The organism is Cupriavidus sp. FW306-01-F10A, assembly GCF_058782785.1.
This window is the reverse complement of sequence record NZ_JBYSYA010000005.1, coordinates 163,297-176,036: the sequence shown is the minus strand read 5'-3', so window position 1 is coordinate 176,036 and position 12,740 is coordinate 163,297. Positions and strand designations below refer to the sequence as shown.

General features: G+C 67.1%; 12 protein-coding genes. 8 read left to right on the top strand and 4 right to left on the bottom strand.

The genetic code is table 11. From position 1 onward, the window contains the following. Positions 1-32 precede the first annotated feature (32 nt). The 8 genes from dapB to AC3WLF_RS09785 all read left to right on the top strand — a co-directional run bounded on the left by dapB (position 33) and on the right by AC3WLF_RS09785 (position 9,061). Positions 33-830 carry a 4-hydroxy-tetrahydrodipicolinate reductase gene (gene dapB, locus AC3WLF_RS09820; protein WP_010813214.1) on the top strand — a complete coding sequence of 266 codons (798 nt, stop codon included), beginning with the start codon at positions 33-35 and terminating at the stop codon, positions 828-830. A 182-nt stretch (positions 831-1,012) separates the two neighbouring features. Further along, a complete protein-coding gene (gene leuS, locus AC3WLF_RS09815) occupies positions 1,013-3,634 on the top strand; it encodes a leucine--tRNA ligase (RefSeq protein WP_492320279.1) in 2,622 nt (873 codons plus the stop codon). 34 nt (positions 3,635-3,668) lie between these two features. Then, positions 3,669-4,184: an LPS-assembly lipoprotein LptE gene (locus AC3WLF_RS09810; protein ID WP_340522111.1), complete on the top strand. Its 516-nt coding sequence runs from the start codon at positions 3,669-3,671 to the stop codon at positions 4,182-4,184. Between the two features lie 7 nt (positions 4,185-4,191). Beyond that, positions 4,192-5,250, top strand: a complete 1,059-nt coding sequence (holA, locus tag AC3WLF_RS09805; RefSeq protein WP_010813217.1) for a DNA polymerase III subunit delta — start codon at positions 4,192-4,194, stop codon at positions 5,248-5,250. 88 nt (positions 5,251-5,338) lie between these two features. Continuing rightward, complete coding sequence (locus tag AC3WLF_RS09800) at positions 5,339-6,619, top strand: glutamate-5-semialdehyde dehydrogenase (RefSeq protein WP_492320278.1); 1,281 nt, start codon at positions 5,339-5,341, stop codon at positions 6,617-6,619. Positions 6,620-6,669: 50 nt separating this feature from the next. Then, on the top strand, positions 6,670-7,092 hold the full coding sequence (locus AC3WLF_RS09795) for a CopD family protein (RefSeq protein ID WP_492351206.1): 423 nt from the start codon (positions 6,670-6,672) through the stop codon (positions 7,090-7,092). Between the two features lie 45 nt (positions 7,093-7,137). Beyond that, positions 7,138-7,743 carry a 2-hydroxychromene-2-carboxylate isomerase gene (locus AC3WLF_RS09790; protein WP_492320276.1) on the top strand — a complete coding sequence of 202 codons (606 nt, stop codon included), beginning with the start codon at positions 7,138-7,140 and terminating at the stop codon, positions 7,741-7,743. A 64-nt stretch (positions 7,744-7,807) separates the two neighbouring features. After that, entirely contained in the window at positions 7,808-9,061 is a 1,254-nt protein-coding gene (locus tag AC3WLF_RS09785) for a THUMP domain-containing class I SAM-dependent RNA methyltransferase (protein ID WP_492320275.1), read from the top strand. Positions 9,062-9,079: 18 nt separating this feature from the next. On the opposite strand, the gene AC3WLF_RS09780 is transcribed toward AC3WLF_RS09785, so the two are convergent. The 4 genes from AC3WLF_RS09780 to panD form a co-directional block, all read right to left on the bottom strand. Then, complete coding sequence (locus AC3WLF_RS09780; protein WP_010813222.1) at positions 9,080-10,126, bottom strand: response regulator; 1,047 nt, start codon at positions 10,124-10,126, stop codon at positions 9,080-9,082. Positions 10,127-10,350: 224 nt separating this feature from the next. After that, on the bottom strand, positions 10,351-11,823 hold the full coding sequence (locus AC3WLF_RS09775) for an NAD(P)(+) transhydrogenase (Re/Si-specific) subunit beta (RefSeq protein ID WP_010813223.1): 1,473 nt from the start codon (positions 11,821-11,823) through the stop codon (positions 10,351-10,353). Continuing rightward, complete coding sequence (locus tag AC3WLF_RS09770; RefSeq protein WP_492320274.1) at positions 11,823-12,164, bottom strand: NAD(P) transhydrogenase subunit alpha part 2; 342 nt, start codon at positions 12,162-12,164, stop codon at positions 11,823-11,825. The genes AC3WLF_RS09775 and AC3WLF_RS09770 overlap by 1 nt, the downstream gene beginning before the upstream one ends. Before the next feature lie 174 nt (positions 12,165-12,338). Continuing rightward, on the bottom strand, positions 12,339-12,701 hold the full coding sequence (gene panD, locus AC3WLF_RS09765) for an aspartate 1-decarboxylase (protein WP_010815077.1): 363 nt from the start codon (positions 12,699-12,701) through the stop codon (positions 12,339-12,341). Positions 12,702-12,740: the final 39 nt, after the last annotated feature.

Sequence of the window (12,740 nt, the reverse complement as noted above, 5' to 3'; positions counted from 1 at the left end):
CGCATTGCGCATATTCCGCTGAGCCAGACACCATGAACATCGCCATTGCAGGCGCATCGGGCCGCATGGGCCGCATGCTGATCGAACAAGTGCTGAACACCGAGGGCGTGAGCCTGGCGGGCGCGCTCGACGTGCCGGGCTCGCCGGCGCTAGGACAGGATGCGGGCCTGCTGCTGGGCCGGCAGACCGGCGTGGCGATCAGTTCCGATGTGGAAGCGGTGCTGGCCGGCGCGGACTGCCTGATCGACTTCACCCGCCCCGAAGGCACGCTGGCCCACGTGGCCGCGGCGAAGAAGCTGGGCGTGAAAATGGTGATCGGCACCACCGGCTTCGACGAGGCCGGCAAGGCCGCGCTGGCCGAGGCCGCCAGGTCGATCGGCATCGTCTTCGCCGCCAACTTCAGCGTCGGCGTCAACGCCACCTTCAAGCTGCTGGAAGTGGCCGCCAGGCTGCTGTCGACCGGCTATGACATCGAAGTGATCGAGGCGCACCACCGCTTCAAGGTCGACGCCCCGTCGGGCACCGCGCTGAAGATGGGTGAAGTGATTGCCGATGCGCTTGGCCGCGACCTCAAGACCTGTGCCGTCTATGCCCGCGAAGGCCACACCGGCGAGCGCGATCCCAACTCGATCGGTTTTGCCACCGTGCGCGGCGGCGATATCGTCGGCGACCACACCGTGATGTTCGCCGGCATCGGCGAGCGCATCGAGATCAGCCACAAGTCGTCCAGCCGCCAGTCGTATGCCGACGGTGCCGTGCGCGCCGCCCGTTTCCTCGCCGACAAGCCCAACGGCCTGTTCGACATGCAGGACGTGCTGGGCCTGAAGTAAGGCGCCGCGGGGCGCGCAGGGCCGAAACTGGCCTGCCGCCACGGTTATAATCGTCTTCTTTCGCATTGCACGCCCGGCGGGCGCCGCGCAAGCGGCGCGCCCGCTGCTCTCATCCCAACGATTCCCCCGGATGCCGGCAGGCCAGTTGCCGCGCAAACGTTGTCCTGACTGCTGTCCCGACCATGCAAGACAAATACCTTCCTTCCGCCGTTGAACAAGCCGCCCAGCAGCACTGGCAAGCCATCGACGCCTATCGCGTGTCGGAGCATGCGGCCGGGGCCGACGGCAAGGAAAAGCCCAAGTTCTACGCCTGCTCGATGCTGCCGTATCCGTCGGGCAAGCTGCACATGGGCCACGTGCGCAACTACACCATCAACGACGTGATGGCGCGCTACCTGCGCATGAACGGCAACAACGTGCTGATGCCGATGGGCTGGGACGCCTTCGGCATGCCGGCCGAGAACGCCGCGCTGAACAACGGCGTGGCGCCGGCGGCCTGGACCTACGACAACATCGCTTACATGAAGAAGCAGATGCAGTCGATGGGCCTGGCGATCGACTGGTCGCGCGAAGTCGCCACCTGCAGCCCGGACTACTACCGCTGGAACCAGTGGCTGTTCCTGAAGATGCTGGAAAAGGGCATCGCCTACCGCAAGACCGGCACCGTCAACTGGGACCCGGTCGACCAGACCGTGCTGGCCAACGAGCAGGTCATCGACGGCCGCGGCTGGCGCTCCGGCGCGGTGGTGGAAAAGCGCGAGATCCCGATGTACTACCTGCGCATCACCGAATATGCGGAGGAACTGCTGGGCGACCTGGACCAGCTGGGCTGGCCCGAGCGCGTCAAGGTGATGCAGCAGAACTGGATCGGCAAGAGCGTGGGCGTGCGCTTTGCGTTCCCGCACGACATCCCGGGCGAGGACGGCAAGCCGATCAATGACGGCAAGCTGTACGTGTTCACCACGCGCGCCGACACCATCATGGGCGTGACCTTCTGCGCGGTCGCCGCCGAGCACCCGCTGGCCACCCACGCCGCGCTGAACAACCCCGAACTGGCTGCCTTCATCGACGAATGCAAGCACGGCTCGGTCATGGAAGCCGACATGGCGACCATGGAGAAGAAGGGCATGCCGACCGGCCTGCAAGTGGTGCACCCGCTGACCGGCGAGAAGGTCGACGTGTGGGTCGGCAACTACGTGCTGATGAGCTACGGCGACGGCGCCGTGATGGGCGTGCCCGCGCACGACGAGCGCGACTTCGCCTTCGCGCTCAAGTACAAGCTGCCGATCAAGCAAGTCATCGACGTGAAGGGCCAGCCGTACTCGACCGAAGCCTGGCAGGAATGGTACGGCGACAAGGAAAACGGCACCTGCATCCACAGCGGCAAGTACGACGGCCTCGGCTACCAGGCCGCGGTCGAAGCCATTGCCGCCGACCTGGGCGCCAAGGGCCTGGGTGAGAAGAAGGTGACCTGGCGCCTGCGCGACTGGGGCATCTCGCGCCAGCGCTACTGGGGTACGCCGATCCCGCTGATCCACTGCGACAGCTGCGGCGTGGTGCCGGTCCCTGAGAAAGACCTGCCGGTGGTGCTGCCCGAAGACCTGGTTCCGGACGGCACCGGCAACCCGCTGGCCAAGGATGCGCGCTTCCTGCAGTGCACCTGCCCGTCGTGCGGCAAGCCGGCGCGCCGCGAGACCGACACGATGGATACCTTCATCGACTCGTGCTGGTACTACATGCGCTATACCTGCCCGGATGCGGCCACCATGGTCGATGCGCGCAACGATTACTGGATGCCGATGGACCAGTACATCGGCGGCATCGAGCACGCGATCCTGCACCTGCTGTACGCACGCTTCTGGACCAAGGTCATGCGCGACCTGGACCTGGTCAAGTTCGACGAGCCCTTCACCAACCTGCTGACGCAGGGCATGGTGCTCAACGAGACCTACTACCGTGAAGACGCGTCGGGCAAGAAGCACTGGTACAACCCGGCCGAGGTCGACCTGCGCACCGACGAGCGCGGCCGCCCGGTGGGCGCCACGCTGATCGCCGACGGCCAGCCGGTGGTGATCGGCGGCGTCGAGAAGATGTCGAAGTCCAAGAACAACGGCATCGATCCGCAGGCGCTGATCGACCAGTACGGCGCCGACACCGCGCGCCTGTTCGTGATGTTCGCCGCGCCGCCGGAGCAGCAGCTGGAATGGAGCGGCTCGGGCGTCGAGGGCGCCTCGCGCTTCCTGCGCCGCGTGTGGAACTACGGCTATGCCAATGCCGCGGCCATCCGCGACGGCGCCGGCGGCAAGCCGACTGCCGATGACGCCGACCTGCGCCGCGAGATCCACGGCGTGCTCAAGCAGGCCAACTACGACTACCAGCGCATTCAGTACAACACCGTGGTGTCCGCCACGATGAAGATGCTGAACGCGCTGGACGACGCCAAGACCGCTTCGCCGGCCGCGCGCCGCGAGTGCTTCGGCATCCTGCTGCGCGTGCTGTACCCGGTGGTGCCGCACGTCACCCACGGCCTGTGGGACCAGCTGGGCTACGCCGCCGAAGCCGGCGACCTGCTCGACGCGCCGTGGCCGCAGGTCGATGAAGCCGCGCTGGTGCGCAGCGAGATCGAACTGGTGCTGCAGATCAACGGCAAGGTGCGCGGCAGCATCACCGTGCCCGCCGAAGCCGACCGCGCCGCGATCGAGGCAACCGCCGCCGCCAGCGAGACCGTGGCCAAGTTTGCCGAGGGCAAGGCGCCGAAGAAGATCGTGGTGGTCCCCGGCCGCCTGGTCAACGTGGTGTTGTAAGCTGGCCCCGGAACCTGACAAGGAATCGCCAAGAATGAAGCGACTGAACATGGGGCGCCGCAAGGTGCTCGCGGCAATGCTGGCAGTGCCGGCAACGGGCCTGCTGGCCGGTTGCGGCTTCCACATGCGCGGCAACGCGGATTTCGCCTTCAAGCGGCTCTATATCGGGATTCCGGCCAATTCGCTGATGGGCGCGGACCTGCGCCGCGCCATCCGCGGCGGCTCCGACACCCAGGTCGTGGCCGACCAGAAAGAGGCCGACGCCCTGCTGGACGTGCTGCAGGACACCCGCACCAAGTCGATCCTGTCGATCACGACCGAGGGCGTGGTGCGTGAATACCGCCTGACGCAGCGCTTCACCTTCCGCCTGCGCGACCCCGCCGGCAAGGAACTGATCGCGCCGTCGCAGCTGGTGCTGACGCGCGACCTGACCTACAACGAAGCCAACACGCTGGCCAAGGACTACGAAGAGCAGCAGCTGTACCGCGACATGCAGCGCGATATCGTGCAGCAGCTGATGCGCCGGCTGGCCGCCGTCAAGGCCATCTGATCACGGCATGCAGCTCAAGCTCGACGGGCTCGACGCGCACCTGAGGCAGGCCAAGGCCAAGGGCCTGGCACCGCTGTACGTGGTGCACGGCGACGAACACCTGCTGGTGCTGGAAGCCGTCGACCGCCTGCGCGCCGCGGCGCGCGAAGCCGGCTTCTCCGAGCGCGACGTGCTGGTGGCCGAGCGCGGCTTCCACTGGGGCCAGCTGGTCGAGGCGCAGCAGTCGATGTCGCTCTTTGGCGACCGCAAGATCGTTGAACTCCGCATCCCGTCGGGCAAGCCCGGCAAGGACGGCGGCGAGGCGCTGCGCGCCGTGGCCGCCCAGCCGTCGCCCGACGTGGTGCTGCTGGTGACGCTGCCGCGGCTGGATTTTGCCGCGTCCAAGTCGGCCTGGTTCCAGGCGCTGGAAGGCGCCGGCGTGTCGATCAAGGTCGACACCGTGGACCGCACCCGGCTGCCGGCCTGGGTCGGCGAGCGGCTGTCGCTGCAGCAGCAGCGCGTCGAAGGCGGCGAGCCGGGCCGGCGTGCGCTGCAGTTCATCGCCGACAAGGTCGAGGGCAACCTGCTGGCGGCGCACCAGGAAATCCAGAAGCTGGGGCTGCTGTACCCGCCCGGCGAACTCACCTTCGACCAGGTGCACGATGCGGTGCTGAATGTGGCCCGCTATGACGTGTTCAAGCTGTCTGAATCGATGCTATCTGGCGACGTGCCGCGGCTGGTGCGCATGCTCGAAGGGCTGCGCGGCGAGGGCGAGGCCACGGTGCTGGTGCTGTGGGCGCTGACCGAGGAAATTCGCGTATTATCCAAGGTCCGGCAAGGGCTGGCGGCCGGCAAGCCGGCGGGTGTGCTGATGCGCGAGCTGCGCGTCTGGGGCCCGCGCGAGCGGCTGGTGCCGCAGGCCGCGCAGCGCCTGGCGCAGCCAAGGCTGGAAGCGGCGCTGGCGCTGGCGGCGCGGCTGGACCGCCAGGTCAAGGGCCTGTCGGACCTGCCGCCACCGGGCGGCAGCCCGCTGCCGGCGGAACCATGGGACGGGCTGCAGCAGCTTGCCCTGATGATCGCGCGCTGAACGCGCAACTCTACAGGTTTGCTTCCCCCGCCGCGTGCGGCGGGGGGACGGAAAACACACTGACGGCCACCACCCCAGGGCCACTGACATGAACGAGCTCGACCTCAACCAATACATGGACCGCGTCGGCCGCCAGGCCCGCGCCGCGTCGCGCGCCATGGCGCGTGCCTCCACGGCCGACAAGAACCGTGCGCTGCTGACCATTGCCGCGGCCATCCGCCGCGATGCGGACAAGCTCAAGGCGGTAAACGCGCGTGACCTTGAACGCGCCCGCGCCAACGGCCAGGACGCCGCCTTCATCGACCGCCTGACGCTGTCGGACAAGGCCATCGCCACCATGGCCGCGGGCCTGGAGCAGATCGCCGCGCTGGCCGACCCGATCGGCGAGATCTCGAACATGAAGTTCCGCCCGACCGGCATCCAGGTCGGCCAGATGCGGGTGCCGCTGGGCGTGATCGGCATCATCTACGAGTCGCGCCCCAACGTGACCATCGACGCCGCGGCGCTGTGCCTGAAGTCGGGCAACGCCACCATCCTGCGCGGCGGTTCCGAGGCGATCGAATCGAACACTGCGCTGGCCGCGCTGGTGGCCGAAGGCCTGGCCGAAGCCGGCCTGCCGTCCGAGGCCGTGCAGGTGATCGAGACTACCGATCGCGCCGCCGTGGGCCGTCTCATCACCATGACCGAATACGTCGACGTGATCGTGCCGCGCGGCGGCAAGAGCCTGATCACGCGGCTGATGGAAGAAGCGCGCGTGCCGATGATCAAGCACCTGGACGGCATCTGCCACGTCTATATCGACGCCGATGCCGACCTGGACAAGGCCGTGCGCGTCTGCGACAACGCCAAGACGCAGCGCTATGCGCCGTGCAACACCATGGAGACGCTGCTGGTGTCGCAGGACATCGCCGCCGCCGCGCTGCCGCCGCTGTGCCGCATCTACCAGGAGAAGGGCGTCGAGCTGCGCGTGTGCCCGGCCACCCGCGCCACGCTGGAAGCCGCCGGCTTCGCCGGCCTGGTCGATGCCGCCGAGGAGGACTGGCGCCTGGAATACCTGGCGCCGATCCTCGCCATCAAGACCGTGGCCGGACTCGACGAGGCCGTCGCCCATATCAACGAATACGGTTCGCACCATACCGATTCGATCATCACCGAGAACTACTCGGCGGGCATGCGCTTTATCCGCGAGGTCGATTCGGCCAGCGTGATGATCAATGCCTCGACCCGCTTTGCCGATGGCTTCGAGTATGGCCTGGGCGCGGAGATCGGCATCTCCAACGACAAGCTGCATGCACGCGGCCCGGTCGGGCTGGAAGGGCTGACCTCGCTGAAGTACGTGGTCTTCGGGCACGGCGAGATCCGCACCTGACGCTCGCGCGCCAACAACAATAACAATCGTTCTCGAACGTCTCTCTGCCGATGCTCTGGGTCAAAGCGCTGCATATCGTCTTCGTGGTCTCGTGGTTCGCCGGCCTGTTCTACCTGCCGCGCATCTTCGTCAATCTGGCGCTGGAAACCGACGCCGCCAGCACGCAGCGCCTGTTGCTGATGGCGCGCAAGCTGTTCCGCTTCATGACCATGCTGGCGGTGCCGGCGGTGGTGTTCGGGCTGTGGCTGTACCTGGGCTACGGCATCGGCCGCGGCGCGGGGCAGGGCTGGATGCACGCCAAGCTGGCGCTGGTGCTGGTGCTGATCGGCTACCACCACGGCTGCGGCGTGCTGCTGCGCAGGTTCGAGGCGGGGCGCAATACGCGCGCGCACAAGTTTTATCGCTGGTTCAATGAGCTGCCGGTGCTGGTGCTGCTGGCGGTGGTGATCCTGGTGGTCGTCAAGCCGTTCTGAGCCTGGCGCCCGGTCTGTTGTTGCCAATCCTGTTGCGGAACCGAAATGAGCAAGCTGGTTGACTATTATCTGACGCCGCAGTCGCCGTACGTCTACCTGGGCCATGCGCGTTTTGCCGCCATCGCCGAGCGCCATGGCGCGCAGGTGAACCTGAAGCCGTGCGACCTGGGCAAGGTGTTTTCCGTCTCCGGCGGGCTGCCGCTGTCGCAGCGCCCGCCCCAGCGCCAGGCCTACCGCCTGGTGGAGCTGGCGCGCTGGAGCGAATTCCTGGGCCTGCCGCTGCATCCGCAGCCGACGTTCTTCCCGGTATCGGGCGACGCGGCCAGCAAGCTGATCATCGCGGCGCAGCTGGCGCACGGCACCGCCCGCGCGATGCAGCTGACCGGCGCCATCGGCGCGGCAGTGTGGGCGCAGCAGCGCAATATCGCCGATGCCGCCACGCTGGCGCAGATCGCCGACGAGGCCGGCCTGGACGGCGCCAGCCTGCTCAAGGCCAGCGAGGCGCAGTCGGTGCAGGCCGCCTATGCGCAGAACACCCAGGACGCGATTTCGGCCGGCGTGTTCGGCGCGCCGTGGTACGTCCATGACGGCCAGCCCTTCTGGGGCCAGGACCGGCTGGATTTCCTCGAGCGCGCCCTGGCGGCGGCTTGAGCTAAGCTTCGGATAGATCCCCGTCCGCTACGGCGGACGTTTTTGTTTGCAGGAAACCCAACACATGACCCAAGCCTTCTTTGCCCCTTGCCCGCGCGGCCTGGAGAGCGCGCTCGCCGAAGAACTGCGCGAGATCGCCGCGATGCCGGGCATGGCCGCGCTGGCGCCGTTCACGGTGCACCAGGAGGTGCCGGGCGGCGTCAATTTCTCGGGCGAGATGGCCGCCGCCTATGCGGTCAACCTGCATTCGCGCATTGCCAGCCGGGTGCTGATGCGCGTGGCCGCGCGCGGCTACCGGCATGAGGACGACATCTATACGCTGGCACGCGGCGTGCGCTGGGAGCAGTGGTTTTCGCCCGATGAATCGCTGCGCGTGGACATCACCTCGCACAAGTCGCCGCTGCGCAGCCTGAATTTCACCGCGCTGCGCGTCAAGGACGGGGTCTGCGATGCCCTGCGCGAGCGCGTGGGTGCGCGCCCGAGCGTCGATACCGCCAGCCCGGATGTGCGTATCTATGCCCACCTGACCGAGCGTGACTGCACGCTGTACCTCGACACCACCGGCGAGCCCCTGTTCAAGCGCGGCTGGCGCACCGAGAAGGGCGAGGCGCCGCTGAAGGAAAACCTGGCCGCCGGCATTCTGCGCCTGGCGGGCTGGGTGCCGGGCCAGACCTTCCGGCCCTTCTACGACCCGATGTGCGGCAGCGGCACCTTCCTGATCGAGGCCGCGCAGGTAGCGCTGGGCATCGCGCCGGGCGGCAGCCGCAGCTTTGCCTTCGAATGGCTCAAGGGCATGGACACCAAGGCCTGGCAGAAGCTGAAGTCGGACGCGCAGCGCGCCCGCATGCTGGCCTCGGCCGATGAGCTGCAGGTGGTGGGTTCGGACATCTCCACCGACATGCTGGCCATCACGCGCGCCAACTGGGAGCGTGCCGGCCTGCCGGGCGAGGCGCGCACCAAGCAGGTGGATGCGCGCTTCGTGCAGCCGCCTTTTGATGAGCCGGGTTTGCTGTTGATGAATCCCCCGTACGGCGAGCGCATCGCGGTGCGCGGCCAGCGCCGCCTGCCAGAGGAAGAGATGCCGCGCGACGAGGTGGAGGAGGCCGCCGCCAACCAGTTCGCCAGTGCCTTCGCCGCCACGCTCAAGCAGCATTTCGCGGGCTGGCAGGCGTGGGTGTTTACCGGCGACATGGGCTTCCCGCGCCGGCTGCGGCTCAAGGAGTCGCGCCGCACGCCGCTCTACAACGGCAATATCGAGTGCCGGCTGTTCCGCTTCGACATGGTGCGCGGCGCCAACCGGGCGCCGCAGGCTGACTGACGGCGCCGGGCCGCCGGGTCAGGGGCGCTTGCGCCCCGTCAGTGCGTCAGGATTGCGGCTGAAGTCCGCCAGGAAGCCCTGCAGGCTGACCACCGGCTCCTGCAGCAGGTGGCGCGGCAGGTCGAACAGCGCGTAGATGAATTCTTCATTGCCTTCGCAGCGCTCGGCCGGCAGGCAGTATTGTTCCCAATCCACGCACGCCGGCGTGTACATGCCGTTGCCGGGCCAGAAGAACGGCACCAGCCGGCCTTCGCGCAGGCCTTCGATCAGTGCCGCCGGGGCGTCGTAGGCCTCGGCCGATTCCACCTGGCTCATCAGCCCGGCGCGGGTCTCGATCACCATCAGCGTGGCGTGGCCCTGCGCGGTCAGCAGCAGGATGCCGGCCGGGTTGGGGTACAGGTAGTACTCGACAAAACCATAGCGCGCGATCAGCTGGCGCACGCGCTCGGTGATGGCCGGATCGGACAGGAACGAGAACGAATGCCGCGTCAGCAGCTCGCGCAGCGTGCGCGACAGCGTGGCGAAGTACGCCTGCTGCATGGCCTCGATTTCCTGGTCCAGCCGCTCGACCATATTGCTTTCATGCTTCTTCACGTAGCGGTCGATCAGCCCGTGGTTGAAGCCCTGCACGGCGATGCTCTCGTCGGCGGTGCCGGTCAGCAGGATGGTCTTGCAGGGCAGGTCCTGCAGCGCCTGGCAGAATTCCAGCCCGTCCATCTGCGGCATCGAATAGTCGACCACCACCACGCCCGGCTGCAGGAAGCGCTTGAAGTCGTGGATCTGGCGGTAGATGCGGTCGATGTCGAGCTGCACGGTGCGCCGCTCGGTCAGGAAGGTCAGGTCGTCGTGCGTCACGCGCACCGGCAGGAAGCCCGGGAAGCGGGTGGCATAGGCCTCGCGGATCCATTGCAGCGCTTCACGCGGGTCGGTGAAGGTGATCACCGCGCGCGAGGCATCCATCTGGAACGCCAGGCTGTCGATGAACGACTTGCTGTCATCGACCAGGACGGTCAGGACCGGGTGATGGAAGACCGACAGGTTCCTGTCGTGCGGGTTGAAGGTCATGGAGCGGCGGGCAGGGGTTCGGCGCAGTGGTTCGGCACGGGCGTGGCGCAAGCGGCAAGCCAGTGTGCGCATTCGCAGGCCAGTATAGCGCGCCACGGCTGCCTTGCAAGGCACGCCTTGCAGCCAGGGCCGGCGGCGGGAGGCGCCCGGCGGGCGCCGGGCTGGGGAAGCGCCCGCGGCAGGACCCGGGATGGCCCGGGCCTGCGCGCGGCGCGCTGACGGCCTTAGTCGACCGCCTTGAACATGTCCTCGACCACCTTCTTGGCGTCGCCGAACACCATCATGGTCTTGTCCATGTAGAACAGCTCGTTGTCCAGCCCGGCGTAGCCGGCCGCCATGGAGCGCTTGTTGACGATGATGGTCTTGGCCTTGTAAGCCTCCAGGATCGGCATGCCGGCAATCGGCGACTGGGGGTCGTTCTTGGCCGCCGGGTTGACCACGTCGTTGGCGCCCAGCACCAGCACCACGTCGGCCTGGCCGAACTCGCTGTTGATGTCTTCCATCTCGAAGACCTGGTCGTACGGCACTTCGGCCTCGGCCAGCAGCACGTTCATATGGCCCGGCATGCGGCCCGCCACCGGGTGGATCGCGTACTTCACGGTCACGCCCTTCTCGGCCAGCTTCTCGGTCAGTTCCTTGAGCGCGTGTTGGGCGCGCGCCACGGCCAGGCCATAGCCCGGCACGATGATCACGGTCTCGGCGTTGCCCATCAGGAACGCGGCATCGTCGGCGGAACCCGACTTGACCGGGCGCTGCTGCTGGTCGCCCGTTGCCGCCGCCGCGGTCGCGCCGCCGAAACCGCCCAGCAGCACGTTGAAGAACGACCGGTTCATCGCCTTGCACATGATGTACGACAGGATCGCACCGGAGGAGCCCACCAGCGAGCCCGCGATGATCAGCATCGGGTTGTTCAGCGAGAAGCCGATGCCCGCCGCTGCCCAGCCCGAGTACGAGTTCAGCATCGACACCACCACCGGCATGTCGGCGCCGCCGATCGGGATGATGATCAGCACGCCCAGCACGAAGGCGATCGCCAGCATGATCAGGAACGGCAGCCAGTCCTGCGACAGGAAGAAGATGACGCCGAAGCCCACCATTGCCACCGCCAGCAGCAGGTTCAGCCAGTGCTGGCCGGCAAACACCACCGGCGCGCCCTGGAACAGGCGGAACTTGTAGCGCCCGGCCAGCTTGCCGAAGGCGATCACCGAGCCCGAGAACGTAATCGCGCCGACGAAGCAGCCGATGAAGAGCTCGATGCGGTTGCCCAGCGGGATCAGGTGCGAGCCTGCCGGGCTGATGCCGAATGCCGCCGGCTCGGCCACCGCCGCCACCGCAATGAAGACCGCGGCCAGGCCGATCAGCGAGTGCATCGCCGCGACCAGCTCGGGCATCTTGGTCATCTGCACTTTCTTCGCCACGTAGGCGCCGATGCCGCCGCCGACCACGAGCGCGGCGAAGATCAGCGCCAGGCCCGTGCCCACCGACGACTGGGCCGTGCCCGCCGCGAGGAATTCATTCTTCAGCTTGATGATCAGGACCAGCGTGGTCACCACGGCAATGGCCATGCCGATCATGCCGAAGGCATTGCCCTTGCGCGCCGAGGCCGGGTGCGACAGGCCCTTGAGCGCCTGGATAAAGCAGACCGAGGCCACCAGGTAGAGCAGGGTGACGAGGTTCATGCTGACAAGACCAGTCATCACGCACCCTCCCTGGCCAGCGCCGGCTTGGCCTCAGACGCCTTGGCCTTCGGTTCCTTCTTCTTGAACATCTCCAGCATGCGCTGGGTGACCAGGAAGCCGCCGAACACATTGACCGCGGCCAACGCCACCGCCAGCGTGCCCATCACGCGCCCGACCCCGCCTTCGGTCAGGCCCGCGGCGAGCATGGCGCCGACGATGATGATCGCCGAGATCGCATTGGTCACCGCCATCAGGGGCGTATGCAGGGCTGGCGTTACCGTCCAGACCACGTGGTAACCCACGTAGATTGCCAGCACGAAGATGATCAGGTTGATCACCGTGTGGTTCACCATCTCCATCGACTTCTCCTCCGTTGCTTTGAATCCGGGATGCCGCTTGTCTTTTGCTGTATTGCGAACGACCGGGATGCTGCCGCGCAGGCAGGCCGACAGACCTCTGTGCGGGTCATGGCTCTAGGCGACCAGCTGCGCGACCCCTCTCCCGCCTGCGGCAGAGGGGTGGGGAGCAAACCCTCAGAACTTCTTGATTTCCTTGATGCCGTTCTTCTCGTTCACCAGGATGACCTTGGGCTTGTAGGCGGCGATTTCCTCGTCGCTCATCGGCGCGTAGGTACAGATGATCAGCTGGTCGCCCAGGTGCGCGCGGCGGGCCGCGGCGCCGTTCAGCGAGATCTCGCCGCTGCCGCGCTCGCCCTTGATGATGTAGGTGGAGAAGCGCTCGCCGTTGTTCACGTTGTACAGCTCGATCTTCTCGAACTCCTTCATGTCGGCAGCGTCCAGCAGGTCCTGGTCGATGCCGCACGAACCCTCGTAGTTGAGGTCCGCCTGCGTCACGGTGACGCGGTGGAGCTTGGCGCGGAGCATGATGCGTTGCATGGGTGATACGTCCTTATATTTGATGCAAAAGCAGTGGGC

Bases quoted from the DNA above. Each gene is read 5' to 3' on its own strand.
- holA (WP_010813217.1), top strand. From the start codon at position 4,192: ATGCAGCTCAAGCTCGACGGGCTCGACGCGCACCTGAGGCAGGCCAAG.
- panD (WP_010815077.1), bottom strand. From the start codon at position 12,701: ATGCAACGCATCATGCTCCGCGCCAAGCTCCACCGCGTCACCGTGACG.
- AC3WLF_RS09785 (WP_492320275.1), top strand. From the start codon at position 7,808: ATGACCCAAGCCTTCTTTGCCCCTTGCCCGCGCGGCCTGGAGAGCGCG.
- leuS (WP_492320279.1), top strand. From the start codon at position 1,013: ATGCAAGACAAATACCTTCCTTCCGCCGTTGAACAAGCCGCCCAGCAG.
- AC3WLF_RS09775 (WP_010813223.1), bottom strand. From the start codon at position 11,823: ATGACTGGTCTTGTCAGCATGAACCTCGTCACCCTGCTCTACCTGGTG.
- AC3WLF_RS09780 (WP_010813222.1), bottom strand. From the start codon at position 10,126: ATGACCTTCAACCCGCACGACAGGAACCTGTCGGTCTTCCATCACCCG.
- AC3WLF_RS09790 (WP_492320276.1), top strand. From the start codon at position 7,138: ATGAGCAAGCTGGTTGACTATTATCTGACGCCGCAGTCGCCGTACGTC.
- AC3WLF_RS09810 (WP_340522111.1), top strand. From the start codon at position 3,669: ATGAAGCGACTGAACATGGGGCGCCGCAAGGTGCTCGCGGCAATGCTG.
- AC3WLF_RS09800 (WP_492320278.1), top strand. From the start codon at position 5,339: ATGAACGAGCTCGACCTCAACCAATACATGGACCGCGTCGGCCGCCAG.
- AC3WLF_RS09795 (WP_492351206.1), top strand. From the start codon at position 6,670: ATGCTCTGGGTCAAAGCGCTGCATATCGTCTTCGTGGTCTCGTGGTTC.
- dapB (WP_010813214.1), top strand. From the start codon at position 33: ATGAACATCGCCATTGCAGGCGCATCGGGCCGCATGGGCCGCATGCTG.
- AC3WLF_RS09770 (WP_492320274.1), bottom strand. From the start codon at position 12,164: ATGGAGATGGTGAACCACACGGTGATCAACCTGATCATCTTCGTGCTG.